The sequence below is a fragment of the Natronospira proteinivora genome (assembly GCF_024170465.1).
Taxonomy (GTDB): Bacteria; Pseudomonadota; Gammaproteobacteria; order Natronospirales; family Natronospiraceae; genus Natronospira; species Natronospira proteinivora.
Genome location: NZ_JALJYF010000002.1, coordinates 726,872 through 747,507 on the forward strand (window position 1 = coordinate 726,872; position 20,636 = coordinate 747,507).

Here is a 20,636-nt window from a genome sequence, read left to right on the forward strand (position 1 = left end):
CCCCCCTGACGCCTCACACGTTAATTTAACTTAATGTGGATGTCACACGGCAGAAATAATAATCCATTCACGACTGCAGTGTAAATCACTCTTTATCCATAATGTGGGATTTTCTCGGGTCATGAACAGGGAAGTGCGTCTCTCGTCAGCGGCGGGAAACCGTAACCGTGCTTCACACCTTGCATCAGGGCAGCTGCAGGGTCCCCACCAGCTCGGAAACCGAGGCCATGCCATGGCGGTCCAGATAATCGGCGATGCCGGCATTAATTCGCTGGCAGGCGTGAGGCTCATAAAAGAGTGTGGTGCCCACCCCCACCGCACTGGCACCGGCAATCATGAACTCCAGTGCATCCTGAGCGTTTTGAATGCCGCCCTGGCCCAGAATGGGAATGTTTTTCGGTCCCGCCACCTGATAGACCTGATGCACCTTGAGCAGGGCAATGGGCTTGATGGCGGGGCCGGACAACCCTCCCTGGACATTGCCGATTACCGGCCGCCGGGCCTCGGCATTGATAGCCATGCCGGAGACGGTGTTGATCACCGCCAGGGCATCGGTGCCGGCCTCAATGCAATAGGCGGCGTTGCGTGCGATATCGGTTTGATTGGGAGAGAGTTTGGTAATCAGGGGTTTGTCGGTCTCGGCACGAACCGCTTCCACCACCCGGGCGGACATTTCGGGCACATTACCGAACTGGACCCCACCCTCCTTCACATTGGGGCAGGAGATATTGATCTCCATGGCGTCGATGGGTGAATCATGAAAACGCCGCGCCACCTGGGCATACTCTTCAATGGTGGAGCCACAGACATTGGCAATAAATCGGGTTTCAGCAAAATCCAGGGTGGGCAGAATCTCGTCCACCACATGATCCACCCCGGGATTCTGCAGACCGATGGCATTGAGCATGCCCTCGGGAGTCTCGTAAATCCGGTGGGGCGGGTTGCCCAGGCGAGGCTGGCCAGTGGTGCCCTTCAGGCAGATGCCACCCACGTCCCGGTTGGAAAACCCCGCCACCCGGGTATATTCCTCGCCAAAGCCCACACAACCGGACAACAGCACCAGGGGTGAGGCAAAATCCAGTCCGCAGAAACGGCTGGCCAGGGATTGGGGCACACGGGGCTCGCTGGTCTGGGTCATCTCGCAACCTTGAGGGACACTGAATGTTTCACATTGTACTGTATGAACCGGAGATTCCGCCCAATACCGGTAATGTCATGCGGCTGGCCGCCAACACCGGCGCCTCCCTGCATCTGCTGCATCCCCTGGGCTTCACCATGGATGCCAAGGCGCTGCGTCGGGGGGGACTGGATTATCGGGACAGCGCCGTGGTTCGGGAACATGCAGACTTTGCGGCTTTCATGGACTCCGTCCAGCCGGAACGCGTCTTCGCACTATCGAGCAAAGTCAGCCGCCCCCTGCATGAACAGCGCTTCAAACCCGGAGATGCCTTTCTGTTCGGCCCCGAGACCCGCGGCCTGCCCGCGGAGATCCTGGCCCATCCAGCGATCGCCCAATGCCTGAAGATTCCCATGAAACCTGGTAACCGCTCTCTGAACCTGGGCAATGCTGTGGCCGTCACCGTTTACGAAGCCTGGCGGCAAAACGGCTTTGCCTAAGCACTACAGAATCCGCCGGCCTAGCCCTCTTCCTCGGTCCGGGACCGATTAAGCAGGGACTCGGCGGCCAACCGGGGACTAACACCGTCATAGACCATGGCGTGAACCTGGGCGGCGATGGGCAGATCGATTCCCAACTGTTCGCCCAGGCGTCGAACCTCGGCAGCCGCCAGGGCCCCTTCCACCAGTCCGATTTCGGACTTGGCCTGCTCCACGCTACGACCGGCCGCCAGAGCCAGGCCGAAGCGCCGATTGCGGGATTGATCATCCGTGCAGGTGAGCACCAGGTCGCCCATGCCGGCCAGGCCGGTGAGGGTCTGGGCCCGACCACCCAGGGCCTCGCCCAATCGCATCATCTCGGCCAGCCCCCGGGTAATCAGCGCCACACGGGCATTGGCACCAAAGCCCAGGCCATCCGAGACCCCGGCCCCGATGGCGATGACATTCTTCACGGCCCCGCCCACCTCGGCACCGATCACGTCATCACTGGTATAAGCCCGGAACTGCTCACCATGAAGCGTGGCAGCCAGATCATCGGCCAATGCCGTATCGCTGGCGGCCACGGTCATGGCCGTGGGCTGGCCCCGGCCGACTTCGGCGGCGAAGGTGGGGCCGGTCAGAACCGCCATGGGCAGGGCATCGCCCAGCACTTCGGCGACCACCGCCTCGGCCAGGCGCCCGGTGCCCGGCTCAAAGCCCTTGGTGGCCCAGGCCAGGCGCAGACCAGGGATTGCCCGCTGGGCCAGCTGGCCCAACATCTCACGAAAGGCATGACTGGGCACGGCCACCAGCACATCCCTCACCCCATCCAGGGCCCGATCCAGATCCGGCTCGGCCTGAAGTGACGCGGGAAAAGCAGCCCCGGGAAGACGGCGGCGGTTTTCCCTCGCCTCAACCATCTCGGCGAGGTGTGCCGGGTCACGGCCCCACAGGCGCACCGAACGGCCACTTCGGGCCATCTGGATGGCCAGGGCCGTCCCCCAGGCGCCGGCACCCAGCACGGCAATGGGTTGGTCGGGTCGGGAAGTCATGGCTCAGGCCTGCCCGCCGGACTCCTGAGCAGCGGCTTGCTGCTGCTCTTTCTGGCGATGACGCAAAAGGTCGAAATTCACCGGTTGCAGACGTGGCGCCGGGAAGCCGCCGTTGGTAACCATGGTGGTGATCACTTCCCGGGCGTAGGGGTAGAGCTGAGCCGGGCAAAAGGCGCCCAGCACGGCCTCCTTTTCTTCCCCGGTGAAACCATCCAGCTGGAACAGCCCGGATTGCTGCAGCTCAATCAGGAACACGGCTTTGTCTTCGTGGCGTGCTTCCACTTCGATATTCAGAGTGACCTCATACAGACTCTCAGCGACTTGCGCGGCCCGATTACCCATATTCATGCTGAACTCCGGGGTCACCTGTTGAGTGAAAATCTGCGGCGCCTGCGGTGATTCAAAGGAAAAATCCTTCACATAGATATTATGCAGCTGCACGTCCTTGCTGGCGGCGGCATCCTGTCCGCCAGCCTGGTTGTTGGCGTTGTCCTGCTTGTCTTCTGCCATTATTACCTCCCGAGAAAAAATCAGTCCGGGCCCGACCTGGGGAACAGACCGCTATAAACCCAAACGCTTGTTCAGTTCGCCGACTCGCTCAAGGGCGGCCAGCTCGTCATAGCCGCCGATCCCTTCCCCCTGGATGAAGATTTGGGGCACGGTCCGACGGCCATCGGCTTTCTCGATCATCTCCTGACGGCGCTCCGGCGCCACCAGAATATCGATCTCTTCAAACGCCACTCCCTTTGCCTCCATCAGGGCCTTGGCTCTGACACAGAAAGGGCAGCTACGCTTGGAATACATCACCACGGGCTTTTCAGACATGTATCAACCCTTCTTTTTCAGCGGCAGGTTTTCCCGCTGCCAGGCGGTCAAGCCACCCTTGAGGTTGTAGATCTCCACACCCAGCTCCTGTTTCACCAGCGCGGCGGCCGCCTTGCCGGCACCCATGCCCATGTCGTCATAAATCAGAATGGGCTGACCCTTGGCCTTTTTGACCCGCTTGGCAATGTCATCGGCATGGGCCTCGATGCGGTCGACCGGATAATTGGCCGCTCCCGCGACATGGCCCTTGCGATAGGCATCCGGCTGGCGCACATCGATCACCACCGCACCATCATTGATCATGCGGGTAGCAGGGCCGGTTTCCACATCCTTGTAACCACGACTGGCCCGCCGAATTTCAGTGAAGATGAAAACAAGCAGCAGGGTGATGAAAGCCATCACCAGCAAAGGATTCTGGCTGGCAAACTCGACAACTCTGTCCATGACCGCAGGGGACTCTCGCTTGCAGGAAATCCAGGCATCCGGCACCGCCGGAGCCACGAAAAGCGGGCATTATAACAGCCTGAAAATCGCCCGCAGCCCAGGTGAGTCCGGACCCTGGGCGAAGGCTGGCCGGCCTGGAAAGGACAAATCGGGACGAGGACGGGATATTCGGGGGCCGCACTGGGATAAGCATGAGGCGACAATGGGCCGTAAACTTCCGAAACAGGGCTATTTTCAATACACTACACGCCCCTCCCAACCCGCATCACAGGCAGTGTCCGACATGAGTGAGAGCAAGCGACCGATCATGCTGGTGATTCTGGACGGCTGGGGCGAGGCCCCGGACGCCGAGGATAATGCCATCAGCCAGGCCCGGACCCCCAACTGGGACCGCATGAGCCAACAATATCCCAAGACCCTGATCCACACCTCCGGGCCCCGTGTAGGCCTGCCGGACGGCCAGATGGGCAACTCCGAGGTGGGGCATATCAATCTGGGTGCCGGGCGGGTGGTGCCCCAGGAGTTCGGTCGCATCTCCGGCGCCATCGAGGACGGCAGCTTCTTCGACAACCCGGCCTTCCGTGAAAGCGTGGACCGGGCCGTGGGCCAAGGTCGCGCCGTGCATATCACCGGCCTACTCTCTCCCGGCGGTGTCCATAGCCACGAATCCCACCTCCACGCCATGGTGCGCCTGGCCGCCCAGCGGGGCGCCAAAGACATCTTCGTCCACGCCATTCTGGACGGCCGGGACATGCCTCCGCGCAGCGCCAAGGCCTCCATTGAAGCCCTGGAAGCGGTGTTCACCGAGCTGGGCCGGGGCCGGATTGCGAGCCTGGTGGGCCGCTTCTATGCCATGGACCGTGACAATCGCTGGGATCGAATCAAAGCGGCCTATCGCCTGATGACCGAAGGCGCGGGCGAACACCGGGCCGAATCCGGCCTGGCCGGCCTGCAAGCCGCCTATGACCGGAACGAGAACGACGAATTCGTGGCGCCCACCTGGATTGATGGCGAGGGGGGCCGCGTCCGTGACGGGGATGCGGTGATCTTCATGAACTGGCGAGCCGACCGGGCGCGGGAACTGACCCAGGCCTTTACCGACCCGGCCTTCGAGGGCTTTGAGCGCAAACGCCTGAATCTGGCCGGTTTTGTGACCCTTACCCAGTATCAGTCGGATTTCGACGTACCGGTGGCCTTCCCCCCCAGTCATCCCAAGAACAACCTGGGCGAGTACGCCGCCAAGCTCGGCCTGCGACAATTGCGCATCGCCGAGACCGAAAAATATGCCCATGTGACCTTCTTCTTCAACGGCGGGCAGGAAACCAAGTTCGAGGGTGAGGACCGCATTCTGGTGCCGTCCCCCGACGTCCGGACCTATGACCTCAAGCCCGAGATGAGCGCCCCGGAGGTCACCGACAAGCTGGTGGAGGCCATCGAATCGGATCAATACGATCTGATTGTCTGCAACTACGCCAATGCCGACATGGTGGGCCATACCGGTGACATGAAAGCGGCCATCCTGGCCATTGAAACCCTGGATGAAAGCCTGGGCCGGCTGGAATCGACCATTCAGGCCGCCGGCGGCGAGATGCTAATCACCGCGGACCACGGCAATGCCGAAAAGATGCGGGATGCCAACACCGGCCAGGCCCATACCGCCCACACGACCAATCGGGTACCGCTGCTCTACGTGGGCCGGGAGGCCGAGATGGTGAATGATGGCGGGCTGTGCGATCTGGCCCCCACCCTGCTCACCCTCATGGGCCAGCCCCTTCCCGAGGAGATGACCGGCCACACTCTGGTCAAGCTCAAGCACTGAGCCTTGCACGGTGCGAGAAACCACACTGGACCATTTCATGTTCCGCCTACTGCCACTGCTGCTTCTGTCATGCTGCCTGCTGGCCACGACTTTCGTGCCCGTGGCCGATGCCAGGCAATCGGACCAGGCTGAGGCTCGTGAAGCGGAACTGGAAGAACTGAAGGAGCGCATCGAAGGCCTGCGCCATACCCTGGAAGAAGAACGCGGCCAGCGGGACGATGCCAGCCGGGCCCTGCAGGCCGCCGAAGAGGAAGTGGGCCGCCTGGGCCGGGAATTGCGGCAAACCGAATCGGATATCCAGTCCCATCGCAATCGATTATCGGAACTGGAAACCGAGCAGGCGGAACGGGAATCGGAAATCGAAGCCGAACGGGAAGCACTGGCACGCCAGATCCAAGGGGCATACCGCACCGGCCGGGAAGAGCAGATCAAGCTATTGCTGAATCAGGAAGACCCGGCAGCCTTCGGCCGCATGCTGGTGTACTACGACTATCTCAACCAGGCCCGCAGCGATCGGATTGACCGCATCAGCGAGCATCTGGAACGCTTGGCCGGCCTGGCCGAGGAAGTGGATGAGACCCTGGCGGAACTGGCCGAAGCCCGGCGACGGCAATCCAATGCCCTGGAAGCTATGGAGGAGACCCGGGAATCACGGGAAGAGGCGGTGAGCCGCATTGAGCAGCGCCTGCAGGAACGCGGCACCCGGCTGGAACAGCTGGAGGAAGATGAAGCCGAACTGCAACGCCTGATCCGCTCTCTGCAGGATGCCTTGGAAGACATCCCCTCAGACCTGCACGAAGGCAGGCGTTTTGCGGATCTGCGGGGATCCTTGCCCTGGCCGGTGTCCGGACGAGTCAACCGGGCCTTTGGAGACGAGCGGGCCGGCGGCCGGATGCGCTGGCGCGGGCTGTTCATCAATGCCGAGTTGGGCAGCGATGTGCGCGCCGTCTCCCATGGTCGGGTAGCCTACGCGGGCTGGTTACAGCATTACGGCCTGGTACTGATCATCGACCACGGCGATGGCTATCTCAGTCTCTACGGTCATAATGAATCCCTCTACCAGGACGTGGGGGACTGGGTCGGGGCCGGAGATGTGATTGCCTCGGTGGGTGACAGTGGCGGTCAAGACAATACCGGGCTGTATTTCGAGATTCGTAACGGCCGGGATCCGGAAGACCCGGCACGATGGCTGGGACGCCGCTGAATGGATAGAGGAAGCGGCTAGTCGGATGAAACGCCAACTGCCGGGAAAGGTCCAAATTCAGCAGCCGCCATTGACCCGACACGGCTCGACGGTAGTATCGAAGGCAACGGGAATCGTCCTGGCAGCCCATTTGCAAAGCGGAAGAGGTCCATGCATCCCATGTCGATCAAAGCACGTACCGGCCTGGTTCTGGCCATTGGCTTCCTGCTTGGCAGTCTGGTATCGGTGACCCACTCGGTTTTCGCGGACCGGGGCAACAATGCAGAGCTGCCTTATGAACAGGCCCGCATGCTGGCCGAAGTACTGGAACGAGTTCGCCAAGGCTATGTGGATCCGGTGGATGACGAAGAACTCATGGAGCATGCCATTCGCGGCATGCTGTCGAGCCTGGATCAACATTCCAACTTCATGGACCCGGAAGAGTTCCAGCAGATGCAGGAAAGGACCTCGGGTCGCTACGGCGGTCTGGGCATTGAGGTCACCCAAGAGGACGGGGTTATCACCGTGATCGCCCCGATTGCCGATTCCCCCGCCGCTGCAGCCGACATTCGCAGCGGTGATCGCATCCTGACCGTGGACGGGGAACCCCTGGAGGGCATGAGCCTGAGTGAAGCGGTCAGCAAGATGCGCGGCGAGCCCGGCAGCAGCGTCGTGCTGGGTATTCTCTCCGAAGACGAAGAAGAAGCCCGGGATGTGGAGCTGGTACGGGAGCGCATCCAGACCCGCAGCGTCCGGGAGCGGATGATCGAGCCCGGGATCGGCTACATCAACATCACCCATTTCCGGGATCAGGTGGGCAATCAGACCCGGGACGCCATGGCCCGTCTAACCAGCGAGAACGGTAGTCATCTCGACGGCCTGGTGATTGATATGCGAAACAATCCCGGCGGCATACTGCGGGGTGCGGTGGAGGTATCGGACCTGTTCCTGGACGAGGGCATCATCGTCACCGCGGAAGGCCGCGCCCCCTCCTCCCAGCTCAGTCGTGAAGCCTCGCGGGGCGACTTGATGCTGGGTGCACCCATCGTGGTGCTGGTAAATCGGGGCAGTGCCTCCGCCGCAGAAATCGTGGCCGGTGCCCTGCAGGACCATGGCCGAGCCGTGGTGCTGGGCCAGACCTCCTTTGGCAAGGGTTCGGTGCAGACCATCATGCCGTTGCCCGACCAGGCGGCCATGAAACTCACCACGGCCCGTTACAAGACCCCTTCCGGCCGGGCCATTGAGAAGGACGGTGTGCATCCGGATTTGAGCTTCACCAACGGTGTACCCAGTCTCCGGGACGGGGCTGTTCTGGGGGAACGGGCCCGTGAGGCATGGGAGCGGGGCAGCGAAGCGGATGCTGGTGATGATCAGGATCTGGCCCATGCCCTGCGGATTCTGCGCGGCATGAGTGGACTGGCTTTGGCGGAGGATGGCTAATTAACGGAATGTTTCAAGCATCTGCGTTGGTATTCTTTTTGAGCGGGCTGTTTACCAGCACCGCCTGGGCCGATCAGCCGCCCGCCCAGCATCCGCAGCCACGCCTGGCCGTGATCATTGACGACTTGGGAGATCGGGCAGACCTGGACTTTCAGGTAGTAAATCTGCCGGTGCCGCTCAGTTGCGCGATTTTGCCTCATACCCCCCATGGCGCCCTCGTCGCCCGGCGCTGCCAGGAGCAGGACAAGGATGTGATGCTGCACATCCCGCTCCAGGCCGAGTCCTTCAATGAACTATTGGGCCCCGGACGACTGGAACTGGATATGGATGAGGCAACCTTTCGCGAGACCTTTCGCGAAAGCCTGGCTTCGGTCCCTGGCGCCGTCGGCGTCAACAATCACATGGGCAGTCTGCTCACTCGTCATCCCGGCGCCATGACCTGGCTGATGGAAGAGCTGAATGAGGCGGGCCTATTCTTCGTCGACAGCCGCACCACAACACAGAGCGTGGCCATGAAGATGGCGCAAGAACAGTCCGTGCCGGCAACTCAGCGAGACATCTTTCTGGATTCCGATCAAGACATTGATGCCATTGAAGCCGAACTGGAGAGAGCGATTCGCATCGCCCACGACCACGGCGAAGCAGTGGTCATTGGCCATCCCTACCCCGAGACCGTAGAGGTGCTGAGCCGTCGCTTGCCCTGGCTGGAACTGGAAACCGGCATTCAACTCATCTCCATCACCGAGCTCATCGGTCGAGAGGCCGCATTTCCGATGAATGATTACATTCTGAATCAGGAGGAATAAATCAGCTTATGAGCAAACGGATTCTGGTGCCCTTGGCCGAGGGCTGTGAGGAACTGGAAGCGGTCACCATCATCGACCTGCTGCGGCGGGCCGAACTGGACGTCACCATTGCCAGTCTGGATGCCACCGCGGTAACCGGCAATCACGGGATTCGCCTGGGCGTGGACATGGGGCTGGACGAGGCCCTGAACCTGGATTACGACATGGTGGTCCTGCCCGGCGGCATGCCCGGTGCCGGGCATCTGCAGGAAGACGAACGGATCATGACGTTGCTGAAAAAAATGGCCGAGTCGAAGAAATTTACCGGCGCCATCTGTGCCGCGCCCAAAGTGCTGGCCGAGGCGGGCCTGCTCAAGGGCAAAAAAGCCACCAGTTTTCCCGGCTTTCTGGATGACAGTGCCGATCAGGTAGGCGATTACGTGGAAGAGTCGGTGGTCCAGGACGGCAAGGTGATCACCTCCCGAGGGCCGGGCACGGCCATGGACTTTGCCCTGCATCTCATTGAACAGCTGGCCGGCAAGGCCAAGCGGGATGAAGTGGAGGGCCGCCTGCAGCGGCCCTGAATCAACACCCGACGGTCAACGTAGCCGTGTTTCAAGCCCTTACCAAGCGCTGCCGACCCGGGCCAAGACAAACAGCACGGCCATGATGATGGCGATGATGAGAATGGTTCGAGGCTGGGGTCGCCACATGGTCTGACTCCTACTTCTCGCCGCGATAAAGGCCGAACAGCAACAGCAGGCCGCCGATCACGCCCCCGCTCACGCTGGCCCAGAGAGGAACGGTGCCCAGGGTGAAACCACCGGCCACGATCAGGCTGCCACCGCCGATCACCGCCCGGGTAGCCCGATGCTGGCGGCGATTGTCCCGCTGGATATCGGTGAACTGGCGGCTGTGGGCGGCGAAATCCAGCTCCCCTTTCTCCATGCGGGTCAACACACTCTCGGCCAGCACCGGCACCCGGTGCAGGGCATCGCCCAGTTCCGGCAAGGCATCTCGAAAGCGGGAAAACACTGCCCGGGGCCCCACCTGCTGACGCATCCAGTTTTCCAGGAAAGGCTTGGCGGTTTGCCAGAGATCCAGGTCCGGGTACAGCTCACGACCCAGGCCCTCGATATTAAGCAGGGTCTTTTGCAGCAGCACCAGCTGGGGCTGAACCTCCATCTGAAAACGACGGGCCACTTGGAAGAGACGCAGCAACAGCTTGCCGAAGGAAATCTCCTTCAGGGGCCGATCGAAAATGGGCTCGCAGACGGTGCGGATGGCCGCCTCGAATTCATCCACCCGGGTGCTGGCCGGCACCCAGCCGGATTCCACATGCAGCTCGGCCACCCGGCGGTAATCCCGGTTGAAAAAGGCCAGGAAGTTCTCGGCCAGGTAATGCTGGTCCCGGGGATTGAGGGTGCCGACGATGCCGAAGTCCACCGCCAGGTATTTGGGATCGGCCGGGTTGCTGATGTCCACGAAGATATTGCCGGGGTGCATATCGGCGTGGAAGAAGTTGTCGCGAAAGACCTGGGTGAAGAAGATCTCCACGCCCCGCTCGGAGAGCTTTTTCATGTCCACGCCGGCATCACGCAGGCGATCGATGTGGCTGACCGGCACCCCGTTGATGCGTTCCATCACCATCACATTGGGATGGCAGAGATCCCATTCCACATCCGGCACATAAAGGATGGCGGAATCCTTGAAATTACGGCGCAACTCGGAGGCATTGGCCGCTTCCCGCATCAGGTCCAGTTCATCGATGATGGTCTTTTCGTACTCGGCCACCACCTCCACCGGCCGCAGGCGGGGCCCCTCACTCCAGTAGCGCTGGGCCAGATGGGCGATCAGATACATCAGGGCGATGTCGCGGCGAATAAGACGCTCGATGCCGGGACGCAGCACCTTGATCACCACATCCTCGCCGGTCATCAGACGCCCGGTATGGACCTGGGCAATGGAGGCCGAGGCCAGAGGCGTCTCATTGAAGTCGTGCATGACTTCGGCCACGGGCAATTCCCAGGCCTGCTCGGCGATCCGGCGGGCCTGCTCGCCGGAGAAGGGCGGAACCCGGTCCTGCAAGCGGGCCAACTCATCGGCGATATCCCCCGGCAGCAGATCCCGGCGGGTGGAGAGCATCTGGCCAAACTTGATGAAGATCGGGCCCAGATCCTCCAGGGCCAAGCGAATTCGGACCGCCCGGGGCGTCTTGCGGCGCCCGAACCAGGTCCAGGGTGCGAGAAACAGTAGAAAGCGGAAGGGGCGAAATACCCGGGTGGCGAACAGCACCTCGTCCAGGCCGTGGCGGACCAGGACCCACTGGATATGAATCAGGCGAATGAAATGGCGGGGACGAATCAAGAGCGCGGCCCCCGGCGACGTTCACCGGAACCGAAGCGGTCGATGCGGGCGGCAAGACGGTCCACGTCCTCCCGCAGGCGGTCCACCGCATCCATGAAGGCATCCATCTCGCTACGGTCGGGTACCACCCGCAATTCATCACGCAGGTATTCGGCCAGGTTGCGGGAGAAGGCATCGCCGGTCTCCCGGCCCCAGCGCAGCCCGTTCCGGGCCGCTTGTCCGAGGCCATGGGCCACGCCATCCCCGGTGATGCCGGCCAGTGCCTCTTCCCAATCCGGGTCCAGGGCCTTCAGGAGATGCTGGACCTGGCGGGCGGTATCCATATTGCCTTCCACGGTCACCTCGCTGGGGAACTGCCCGCCGGCCCGGCCTTCCAGAGCCGCCTTGAGCAATTCCGGCGCCCGACCGGAGAGCTTGAGATCCTGATGCCCGGGGTCCACCGCGGACAGGCGCAGGCTACGGCCATTGGACGCGACCCAGACGCTCAGATCCAGATCACTGAGATAAAGCTCAAGGACCTTGCCATCCAGGCCCTGAATCGCCGCCGGCCCGCCGGCCGCAGTGGCCAGTACCCGGTTGATGGAGCGTTCCAGAGTGGTCAGCAGCATATGCGGAATCTTCATAGCTTGTACCCCCGATGCAGGGCCACGACACCGCCGGTAAGATCAAACCAGTTCACCCGTTCAAACCCCACCGTCTCCATCATGGCGCCCAGGGTGGGCTGGTCCGGGTGCTTGCGAATGGATTCGGCCAGATAGCGGTAACTCTCGCCGTCCCCTACCACCCATTGCCCCATGCGGGGCAGGACCTTGAAGGAGTAGAGATCGTAGAAGGGCCGGATCAGGTCATTGGGCCGGGAGAATTCCAGAATCAGCAGCCGCCCGCCGGGCTTGAGCACCCGGTACATCTCGGCCAGGGCGTTTTCCTTGCGGGTCACATTGCGCAGACCGAAGGCCATGGTCAGGCAATGAAAATGGTGGTCCGGGAAGGGCAGCCGCTCGGCATCGGCCTGGACCACGGAGAGATTGTTGCCGGCCCCCTCGTCCACCAGACGATCCCGGCCCCGGCTGAGCATGGCGGCATTGATGTCGGAGAGCACCACCCGGCCCTCATCGCCCACCTGCTTGAGCAGGCCGCGGCTGAGATCCCCGGTGCCGCCGGCCAGATCCAGGGCCCGCTGGCCCGGCTGAAGGCTCGTCCGGGACAGGGTAAAGGCCTTCCAGGCCCGGTGCAGGCCACCGGACATGAGGTCGTTCATGAGGTCATAGCGCTCGGCCACGGAATCAAAGACCCCGCGCACCCGCCGGGCCTTCTCACCCAGGGGCACTTCCTGATAGCCGAAATCAACGGTCTCCCGCTCCTGCTCAGCCATGACCACCTCCTCCGTAATGGGCCCTCATTCTAGCAAGGCTGACGCGGGGCGTGGGGTATCGCTTGGCGTCCTTCCCGGGAAGGCGTTTGGGTTTTGGAACACGGAGATCACGGAGGGGCACGGAGGACACGGAGAAATGCAATGGGGTGTGGAAGCGGCCGTCCGCCGCGATAAACAGCAAGCTTCCTAGGAGTCGCGGTGGACGCCGCTCCCGCAGCCAGCTCAGCGAATAATCGCAAAGCCAGCGGAAAAGTCGGGCCAGGAATGGCCCTCCCACAACACCCCCTCTCCGTGCTCTCCGTGGCTCCTCCGTGTCCTCCGTGTTCCAACCCCCCAACCCGCTACCCCCCAAAACCCAATCGCGGATAAATCCGCTCCTACGAGCCGATGCGTCTCCGTAGGAGCGGATTTATCCGCGATTGTTCGGCAGGACGATAGAAGGCTTATTTGCCGGGGTGGCGGCCGACGCCGCCTTTGGCGGCTTTGGCGGTGCGTTCCTTGTAGTCGGCCCAGTTCTTTTCGAAGTCGCGGCCCATCTCGTAGAGGAATTGCCAGCCGTAGAGGCCGGAATCATGGCCGTCATCGAAGACCAGGCGGACGGCGTAATTGCCCACCGGCTCGATGCGTTCAATGGCCACCTCCTCCTTGCCGGTGACCAGCATCATGGGCCCGCCATGGCCGCGCACCTCGGCCGAGGGAGAATAGACCCGCAGGTATTCCGCCGGCATCTCGAAGCGTTCCCCGGAATTGAACGCCACTTCCAGCACCTTGGACTGGCGGTGATAGATGATGTCGGTGGGGCGGGGGGCTTGGGGCGTGTTGTCGCTCATGGTGATTCCGGTGGTTTTGTTGCGGGTTTCAGTGAGTGGGGCTTCGAGCCCCGCCAGCTGCAAGCTGCAAGCTGCAAGCTGCAAGCTGCAAGCTGCAAGCTGCCGGGAGCATGGATTCCAACCATTAAGGTAACAAGCTCATCACGCCAACTCAGGCACTATAAACACCATCAAGAACCCTGGAAGGATCGCTTGTAGCTTGAAGCTTGCAGCTTGTAGCTCCTACAAAATATACCTCGACAGATCCTCGTCCACGGCCAGATCCTTCAAGGCCTTGTCCACATACTCGGCGTCGATCTTGACCCGGGTGCCGCTCTTGTCCGGGGCGGAGAAACTGAGTTCTTCCAGCAACCGCTCCATGATGGTGTGCAGACGACGGGCACCGATGTTCTCCGTGCTTTCATTCACCTGGTAGGCAATCTCGGCCAGGCGTTTGACCCCATCCTCGGTGAAGTCCAGTTCCACCCCTTCGGTGCCCAACAATTCCCGGTACTGACGGGTCAGGGAAGCGGAAGGCTCGGTGAGGATACGAATGAAGTCGGCGGTATCCAGGGCCTGGAGCTCCACCCGGATGGGCAGACGGCCCTGCAACTCGGGGATCAGGTCTGAGGGCTTGGACAGGTGAAAGGCGCCCGAGGCGATGAAGAGGATATGGTCGGTGCGCACCGTGCCGTGGCGTGTGGTGACCGCTGCCCCTTCCACCAGGGGCAGCAGATCCCGCTGCACCCCTTCCCGGGAGACATCGGCCCCACCCCGGTTTTCCTGGCCGGAGGCGACCTTGTCCAGCTCGTCCAAAAAGACGATGCCGTTCTGCTCCACGTTATCCAGGGCTTCGTGCTTGATCTCTTCCTCATTGACCATGCTGGCTGCCTCTTCATCGGTAAGCAGCTGCAGGGCCTCGCGCACGCGCACCTTGCGGGTGCGGCGCTTCTCATTACCCATGTTCTGAAACATGTTCTGGAGCTGGCTGGTCATTTCCTCCATGCCCGGGGGCGCCATGATTTCCACGCCGGGGGGCATGGCCGAGACCTCGATCTCGATCTGGCGGTCATCCAGCTCGCCCATGCGCAGCATCTTGCGGAATTTCTCCCGGGTCTCGCTGCGCTCCGCCGGGCGTTGTTCCGGCTGGGGCTCGTTGGTAAAGCCGGTCTGGCGCGACTGGGGTGGGGGCAGCAGGGCATCCAGCACCCGTTCCTCGGCGGCCTCCTCGGCCCGGAAACGCACCTTTTCCATGGCCGCCTCGCGGGTCATCTTGATGGAGGCATCCACCAGGTCCTTGATGATGGAGTCCACTTCCCGGCCCACATAGCCCACCTCGGTGAACTTGGTGGCTTCCACCTTCACGAAGGGGGCATCGGCCAGCTTGGCCAGGCGCCGGGCAATCTCGGTCTTGCCCACCCCGGTGGGGCCGATCATCAGGATATTCTTGGGCGTGATCTCTGGACGCAGCTTTTCGTCCACGTTCATCCGCCGCCAGCGATTACGCAGGGCAATGGCCACCGAGCGCTTGGCCTGGTCCTGGCCGATGATGTGACGGTCCAGTTCCTGGACGATTTCCCGCGGGGTCATCATGGGGGGTGTGGTCGACATGGATACTCCCAATCTCAATTAAGGCGTTGATCGCGACATCACAAGGGCGCGCCGGGCTTATTCGGCCAGCGACTCCAGCACGATGTTGTGGTTGGTATAGACACAAATGTCGGCGGCGATCTCCAGGCCCTTCTGGGCCACCTCAGCGGCCGCCAGTTCGGTATTGGCCAGCAGTGCAGTGGCGCCAGCCTGGGCGAAGGCACCGCCGGAGCCGATGGCCATGATGCCGCCTTCCGGCTCGATCACATCGCCGTTACCGGAAATGATCAGCGACACTTCCTTGTCGGCCACGCAGAGCAGGGCCTCCAGGCGACGCAGGGCCCGGTCGGTGCGCCAGTCCTTGGCCAGTTCCACCGCCGCCCGGGTGAGGTTGCCACCATGCTTTTGCAACTGGCCCTCAAAACGCTCGAACAGGGTGAAGGCATCGGCGGTGCCGCCGGCGAAACCGGCCAGCACCTTGTTCTCGTAGAGGCGGCGGACCTTGCGGGCATTGCCCTTCATGATGGTGCTGCCGAGAGAGACCTGGCCGTCGCCGGCCATGGCCACATCCTGTCCACGCCGCACGCAAAGGACGGTGGTGCCTCGATACTGCTCCATTGGTCTGCTCCAGAATCCGGAAAGTGCATTGATTGTACGTCAGCCGACAAGGCCCCTTCCGCTGATCGATCTCAAGGCTTGCGGCGGCGGGCCCTGGGATGGGCCTTGTCATATGTGCGGGCGAGATGCTGGAAATCAAGGTGGGTGTAGATCTGGGTGGTGCTGATATCGGCATGGCCGAGCAATTCCTGGACCGCCCTCAGGTCGCCGCTGGACTCCAGCAGATGACTGGCAAAGCTGTGTCGCAGCTGGTGGGGATGGGTGGGCACATCCAGACCCAGCTGACGGGACCAATGGGCCAAACGGGCCTGGATATTGCGATGGCTGAGCCGGGTACCGCGATTGCTGACGAAAAGCGCCGATTCGGCCACATCCGCCATGGACGCCCGGTCCCGCAGCCAGGCCTTCAAGGCGGCTTCGGCCTTGCGCCCCATGGGCACGATGCGGGTTTTCTCGCCCTTGCCGGTGACCCGCACGGTGCCGTCGGCGAAATCCACTGAATCCAGGTCCAGACCGGCCAGTTCCGCCAGCCGCAAGCCGGCCCCGTAGAACAACTCCATCACCGCCTTGTCGCGGCGCGCCAGGGGCGTCTCGGCGGGCATGTCCAGCAGGGCCCCCACCTGATCGGCGTCCAGGGTGTTGGGCAGGCGGCGGGGGGATTTGGGGGCAGTAATCTCGTCGGCCGGGTTGTGCTGGGCCTTGTGCTCTCGAATCAGGAAACGAAAAAGGCTGCGCACGGCCGACAGACGGCGCTGAATACTGCGCCCGGAATGGCCCCGGCGGCGCTGTCCGGCCGCCCAGGCCCGCACATGCTGAGCGTCCACCATCAGCCAGTCATCCACGCCCTGGGTGTCCAGCCAGGCGAGAAAATCGTCCAGGTCCCGGCCATAGGCCGACAGGGTGCGCGGCGAAAGCCGCCGCACCTGGGCCAGATAATCGAGATAGCGCTGACTGTCGGCCCGCAGGGCCTCAGCGGCGGTGGCGGCGGTCGTCATGCCGGGCCAGGGCGGTGGCGATGAGATCGGCCATGCGCTCCAGGAACACCGTGCCTTGGTTGGCGGTGAAGTGATCCTTGGTGCGGTTGCCGATGGCGATCATCCCCTGGCGGGCATCGGCGCCCAGGGGCAGCAAGGCCGCGGAACCCACCCGACCCTCGGCCTGATCCCCGAACAGGAAGGCCAGCTGCTCGGTACTCAGGCGACCGAGCTGGGGACGGGCATTCTTGAGGAAATTGCGAAAGGCCGACAGGCCCGGATCATCCGGGGCCACCACCCGGGCGGGCAGCTGGCCGGCATCCGAATGCTGTTCACTGAACAGGCAAATGATGACCTCGTCGGCGCTGAAGCGGGCTCGGAGGACCTCGTCGATTCCAGCCAACAGTTCCTGGCGGTCTCCCGCATTTACCAGGGCCAGGGCCAGATGATGCATGCGGTCGATCAGGGTGTCATTACTGCGTGCCACTTCCACCAGATCCACCAGGCGTCGCTCCAGCTGGCGGTTTTGCTGGCGCAGCACGGCCACCTGTTTTTCCACCAGAGAGACCGCATCCCCGCTGTCGTGGGGCACCCGCAGGCGACTCACCAGTTCGGGATGTTGGTCGAAGAACTCCGGATGGGCGGTAAGGTAGTCCACCACACCCTGTTCTTCCGGTTGAAGTTCCTGACTGCCCAGTTTGCGTTCAGTGCTCATAGCCGGATGCTTCCCGTGAATGCGTATTCAGCCGGACCCTGCATCCACAGCGGCCTGCCGTCTCCCTCAAAGCTTATCATGAGTTCGCCGCCTTGCAGCCTTACTTTTACGCTGGATTCCAGCCAGCCGGCGACGCGTCCAGCAGCCACCGCGGCGCAGGCGCCGCTGCCACAGGCCAGGGTCTCGCCTACGCCCCGTTCCCAGACCCGCAGGCTGACTTTCTCGGGGTTGTCCACCACCATGAAACCCACATTTACCCCTTCCGGAAAGGCGGCATGGTGCTCCAGGGCCGGGCCCAGACTGTCCACCGGCGCATCAAGCACCGAATCCACACGGATCACGGCATGAGGATTGCCCATATCCACCAGGTGCAGCATGGGGGCCCGATCCTCGATTTGAATGATGGCCGGGTTGTCATCCAGTTTGGCCGGCAGATCGACGGGCTGGAATCGGGGAAGCCCCATATCCACCCGGATCTGGCCACCTTCGGCGGGCTCGGCCCGCATCAATCCGGTGCGGGTGCGCAGGCGAACGGGTCCGGTCTCGATATGGCCCTGGTCCATGGCCAGCCGGGCCACGCAGCGGGCGCCGTTGCCACACTGGGCCACCTCGCCCCCGTCGGCGTTGTAGACCCGATAGTAGAAATCGCTCTCTTCATCCCGGGCCGCTTCCAGGATCAGCAGCTGGTCGCAGCCGACGCCGTAACGGCGATGGGCGATATGGCGGACCTGCTCCGCCGACAAGGTCACCGGCGTTTTCACCGCATCAATGACCACAAAGTCATTGCCCAGGCCCTGCATCTTGAAAAAATCCATTTAGCCCGCCTGCATCAAGGGGACGCCGTCACGATAAATGCAGCGGTCCATGACCACAAAGAGCCCGGCCTGGCGGGCCTTTTCTGCCGCCTCACGATCCACCACGCCATCCTGAAGCCAGAGGGCCGGGATATTGGCGGCGATGGCATCATCCACCACCTCGGCCACGTGCTCCGGGCGGCGGAATACCACCGCCATATCTACCTTGTCAGGCAGATCCCGAAGGGTGGGCACCGCCGGCACCCCCATCACCTCATCGGTGCCCGGGCGCACCGCCAGCAACTCGAAGCCCAGGCGCTTGAGCGCAGAGCCCACGCCATGACTGGGCCGACCTTCCTTGGGCGACAAGCCCACCACGGCAATCCGCCGGGTCTCCGCCAATCGCTTGGCGATGGCCTCATCACTCGGGTTTTCAAACTCACTCATGCCGGCACTCCTTTGAACGACCACGCCGTCATTATGGGCACAGTGCCCGGAACCACGCTAGCCTGTAGGTAGTTTGGTTTTTGCTAACACGGAGGGCACGGAGGTTTCACGGAGAACACGGAGGAATGCGATGGGGGTTGGGGAGGCTCGTGGGAGCGGCGTCCGCCGCGATAAACAGAGAGCTCCCTGGCAATCGCGGCGGACGCCGCTCCCACAAGGCACTGCTACTTCTCAACAATAATCCCCTCCGTGTTCTCCGTGAAACCTCCGTGCCCTCCGTGTTCAAAAACCCAACCCCTACCCACCGCAAACCGTCAATCAATCCCCAGATCATCCCAGATGTCGTCGACGCGGGATTTGATGGTGTCGCTCATGTGGATGGCGCGGCCCCATTCGCGGGTGGTTTCGCCGGGCCATTTGCTGGTGGCGTCCAGGCCCATCTTGGAGCCCAGGCCGGAGACCGGGGAGGCGAAATCCAGGTAATCGATGGGGGTGTTCTCCACCATCACCGTGTCCCGGGCCGGGTCCATGCGGGTTGTCATGGCCCAGATCACATCCTTCCAGTCGCGGGGATTCACGTCCTCGTCCACCACCACCACAAACTTGGTGTACATGAACTGACGCAGGAAGGACCAGGTGCCCATCATCACCCGCTTGGCATGGCCCGGGTACTGCTTTTTCATGCTGATCACCGCCATGCGGTAGGAGCAGCCCTCCGGCGGCAGGTAGAAATCCAGGATCTCCGGGAAGGTCTTTTGCAGTATCGGCACGAAGACCTCGTTCAGGGCCACGCCCAGCACGGCCGGCTCATCCGGTGGTCGGCCGGTGTAGGTGCTGTGGTATATGGGGTCCGAGCGGTGGGTGATGCGTTCAATGGTGAAGACCGGAAAGCGCTCCACTTCATTGTAATAACCGGTGTGATCGCCGAAGGGGCCTTCCGGGGCGGTGTCGTCGGGATAGATATGGCCTTCCAGGACGATCTCGGCCGAGGCCGGCACCTGCAGATCGGAATCCATGGCCTTGACCAGTTCGGTCTTGGCGCCCCGCAGCAGACCGGCGAAGGCGTATTCCGAAATCCGGTCCGGCACCGGGGTCACGGCCGCCAGAATGGTGGCCGGATCACAGCCCAGGGTCACCGTGATCGGGAAAGGCTCACCGGGACGTTTCTGCTGCCAGGTCTGATAATCCAGGGCCCCGCCGCGATGCCCCAGCCAGCGCATGATCACCCGATTGCGCCCGATCACCTGCTGTCGATAGATACCCATGTTCTGCCGCCCGCCATCCGGGCCCCGGGTGGTCACCAGGCCCCAGGTAATCAAGGGCCCGGCATCCTCCGGCCAGCAGGTCTGGATCGGCAAGCTGGCCAGATCCACCGCATCACCCTCGATCACCTCCGCCTGGCAGGGCGCCTTTTTCACCACCTTGGGCGCCATATTCATCACTTGGCGAAAGATCGGCAGCTTTTCCCAGGCATCCCGCATGCCCTTGGGGGGGTCGGGCTCCTTGAGGAAGGCCAGCAGTTTGCCGATCTCGCGCAGGGACTCGATGGACTCGGCACCCATGCCCAGGGCTACCCGTTCGGTGGTCCCGAAGAGATTGCCCAGCACCGGTGTCTGGTGGCCGCTGGGGTTTTCAAACAGCAAGGCCGGGCCCTCGGCTCGCAGGGTTCGGTCACAAACCTCGGTCATTTCCAGCTCGGGGCTGACCGGATGACTGACCCGTTTCAGCAGTTCACGTTTCTCCAGCTGGCTGATGAAGTCGCGAAGATCCTTATATTGCATGCTCAATGACTCGCGTGGTGATTAT

22 protein-coding genes are annotated in these 20,636 nt (G+C 62.5%); 6 read left to right on the top strand and 16 right to left on the bottom strand.

The window, feature by feature from the left end; all coding sequences use genetic code 11:
- Positions 1 to 184: 184 nt before the first annotated feature.
- A complete protein-coding gene (locus J2T60_RS10390) occupies positions 185 to 1,138 on the bottom strand; it encodes a dihydroorotate dehydrogenase (protein ID WP_253449601.1) in 954 nt (317 codons plus the stop codon).
- Positions 1,139 to 1,161: 23 nt separating this feature from the next.
- On the opposite strand from J2T60_RS10390, the gene J2T60_RS10395 reads away from it, so the two are divergent.
- On the top strand, positions 1,162 to 1,617 hold the full coding sequence (locus J2T60_RS10395) for a tRNA (cytidine(34)-2'-O)-methyltransferase (protein WP_253449604.1): 456 nt from the start codon (positions 1,162 to 1,164) through the stop codon (positions 1,615 to 1,617).
- 20 nt (positions 1,618 to 1,637) lie between these two features.
- On the opposite strand, the gene J2T60_RS10400 is transcribed toward J2T60_RS10395, so the two are convergent.
- Genes J2T60_RS10400 through J2T60_RS10415 form a run of 4 tightly spaced genes read right to left on the bottom strand, consistent with a single transcriptional unit; the run spans position 1,638 to position 3,917 of the window.
- Positions 1,638 to 2,648, bottom strand: a complete 1,011-nt coding sequence (locus J2T60_RS10400) for an NAD(P)H-dependent glycerol-3-phosphate dehydrogenase (RefSeq protein ID WP_253449607.1) — start codon at positions 2,646 to 2,648, stop codon at positions 1,638 to 1,640.
- 3 nt (positions 2,649 to 2,651) lie between these two features.
- Entirely contained in the window at positions 2,652 to 3,158 is a 507-nt protein-coding gene (gene secB / locus J2T60_RS10405; RefSeq protein ID WP_253449610.1) for a protein-export chaperone SecB, read from the bottom strand.
- A gap of 51 nt (positions 3,159 to 3,209) precedes the next feature.
- Entirely contained in the window at positions 3,210 to 3,473 is a 264-nt protein-coding gene (gene grxC / locus J2T60_RS10410) for a glutaredoxin 3 (RefSeq protein ID WP_253449613.1), read from the bottom strand.
- 3 nt (positions 3,474 to 3,476) lie between these two features.
- Positions 3,477 to 3,917, bottom strand: a complete 441-nt coding sequence (locus J2T60_RS10415) for a rhodanese-like domain-containing protein (RefSeq protein ID WP_253449616.1) — start codon at positions 3,915 to 3,917, stop codon at positions 3,477 to 3,479.
- 283 nt (positions 3,918 to 4,200) lie between these two features.
- Between J2T60_RS10415 and gpmI the strand changes: the two genes are divergently transcribed.
- From gpmI to J2T60_RS10440, 5 genes are all read left to right on the top strand, one after another.
- Positions 4,201 to 5,736 (top strand): 2,3-bisphosphoglycerate-independent phosphoglycerate mutase, encoded by a 1,536-nt coding sequence (gene gpmI, locus J2T60_RS10420; RefSeq protein ID WP_253449618.1) that lies wholly within the window; start codon positions 4,201 to 4,203, stop codon positions 5,734 to 5,736.
- Between the two features lie 37 nt (positions 5,737 to 5,773).
- Positions 5,774 to 6,940: a murein hydrolase activator EnvC family protein gene (locus J2T60_RS10425; RefSeq protein WP_253449621.1), complete on the top strand. Its 1,167-nt coding sequence runs from the start codon at positions 5,774 to 5,776 to the stop codon at positions 6,938 to 6,940.
- 159 nt (positions 6,941 to 7,099) lie between these two features.
- The gene (locus tag J2T60_RS10430; protein ID WP_253449624.1) at positions 7,100 to 8,359 is read left to right on the top strand and encodes a S41 family peptidase; all 1,260 of its coding nucleotides are present in this window, start codon (positions 7,100 to 7,102) and stop codon (positions 8,357 to 8,359) included.
- An 8-nt stretch (positions 8,360 to 8,367) separates the two neighbouring features.
- Positions 8,368 to 9,165: a divergent polysaccharide deacetylase family protein gene (locus J2T60_RS10435; RefSeq protein WP_253449627.1), complete on the top strand. Its 798-nt coding sequence runs from the start codon at positions 8,368 to 8,370 to the stop codon at positions 9,163 to 9,165.
- Between the two features lie 8 nt (positions 9,166 to 9,173).
- Positions 9,174 to 9,728, top strand: a complete 555-nt coding sequence (locus tag J2T60_RS10440) for a DJ-1 family glyoxalase III (protein ID WP_253449630.1) — start codon at positions 9,174 to 9,176, stop codon at positions 9,726 to 9,728.
- A gap of 139 nt (positions 9,729 to 9,867) precedes the next feature.
- Here J2T60_RS10440 and ubiB read toward each other — a convergent pair whose 3' ends face one another.
- The 11 genes from ubiB to ubiD form a co-directional block, all read right to left on the bottom strand.
- Positions 9,868 to 11,511 carry a ubiquinone biosynthesis regulatory protein kinase UbiB gene (gene ubiB / locus J2T60_RS10445; protein WP_253449633.1) on the bottom strand — a complete coding sequence of 548 codons (1,644 nt, stop codon included), beginning with the start codon at positions 11,509 to 11,511 and terminating at the stop codon, positions 9,868 to 9,870.
- On the bottom strand, positions 11,508 to 12,134 hold the full coding sequence (locus tag J2T60_RS10450) for a ubiquinone biosynthesis accessory factor UbiJ (RefSeq protein ID WP_253449636.1): 627 nt from the start codon (positions 12,132 to 12,134) through the stop codon (positions 11,508 to 11,510). Before J2T60_RS10450 ends, ubiB begins: the two co-directional genes overlap by 4 nt.
- On the bottom strand, positions 12,131 to 12,883 hold the full coding sequence (ubiE, locus tag J2T60_RS10455; RefSeq protein ID WP_253449639.1) for a bifunctional demethylmenaquinone methyltransferase/2-methoxy-6-polyprenyl-1,4-benzoquinol methylase UbiE: 753 nt from the start codon (positions 12,881 to 12,883) through the stop codon (positions 12,131 to 12,133). Before ubiE ends, J2T60_RS10450 begins: the two co-directional genes overlap by 4 nt.
- Positions 12,884 to 13,326: 443 nt before the next feature.
- Complete coding sequence (locus J2T60_RS10460) at positions 13,327 to 13,713, bottom strand: gamma-butyrobetaine hydroxylase family protein (RefSeq protein WP_253449642.1); 387 nt, start codon at positions 13,711 to 13,713, stop codon at positions 13,327 to 13,329.
- A gap of 222 nt (positions 13,714 to 13,935) precedes the next feature.
- Positions 13,936 to 15,303 carry an ATP-dependent protease ATPase subunit HslU gene (gene hslU / locus J2T60_RS10465; RefSeq protein ID WP_253449645.1) on the bottom strand — a complete coding sequence of 456 codons (1,368 nt, stop codon included), beginning with the start codon at positions 15,301 to 15,303 and terminating at the stop codon, positions 13,936 to 13,938.
- Between the two features lie 57 nt (positions 15,304 to 15,360).
- The gene (gene hslV / locus J2T60_RS10470) at positions 15,361 to 15,900 is read right to left on the bottom strand and encodes an ATP-dependent protease subunit HslV (RefSeq protein WP_253449648.1); all 540 of its coding nucleotides are present in this window, start codon (positions 15,898 to 15,900) and stop codon (positions 15,361 to 15,363) included.
- A 71-nt stretch (positions 15,901 to 15,971) separates the two neighbouring features.
- A complete protein-coding gene (gene xerC / locus J2T60_RS10475; RefSeq protein ID WP_253449651.1) occupies positions 15,972 to 16,895 on the bottom strand; it encodes a tyrosine recombinase XerC in 924 nt (307 codons plus the stop codon).
- Positions 16,870 to 17,589 carry a DUF484 family protein gene (locus tag J2T60_RS10480; RefSeq protein WP_253449653.1) on the bottom strand — a complete coding sequence of 240 codons (720 nt, stop codon included), beginning with the start codon at positions 17,587 to 17,589 and terminating at the stop codon, positions 16,870 to 16,872. The genes xerC and J2T60_RS10480 overlap by 26 nt, the downstream gene beginning before the upstream one ends.
- On the bottom strand, positions 17,586 to 18,404 hold the full coding sequence (gene dapF, locus J2T60_RS10485; RefSeq protein WP_253449655.1) for a diaminopimelate epimerase: 819 nt from the start codon (positions 18,402 to 18,404) through the stop codon (positions 17,586 to 17,588). Before dapF ends, J2T60_RS10480 begins: the two co-directional genes overlap by 4 nt.
- Complete coding sequence (locus tag J2T60_RS10490; protein WP_253449657.1) at positions 18,405 to 18,830, bottom strand: CoA-binding protein; 426 nt, start codon at positions 18,828 to 18,830, stop codon at positions 18,405 to 18,407.
- Between the two features lie 314 nt (positions 18,831 to 19,144).
- A complete protein-coding gene (gene ubiD, locus J2T60_RS10495; RefSeq protein WP_253449660.1) occupies positions 19,145 to 20,611 on the bottom strand; it encodes a 4-hydroxy-3-polyprenylbenzoate decarboxylase in 1,467 nt (488 codons plus the stop codon).
- Between the last annotated feature and the right edge of the window lie 25 nt (positions 20,612 to 20,636).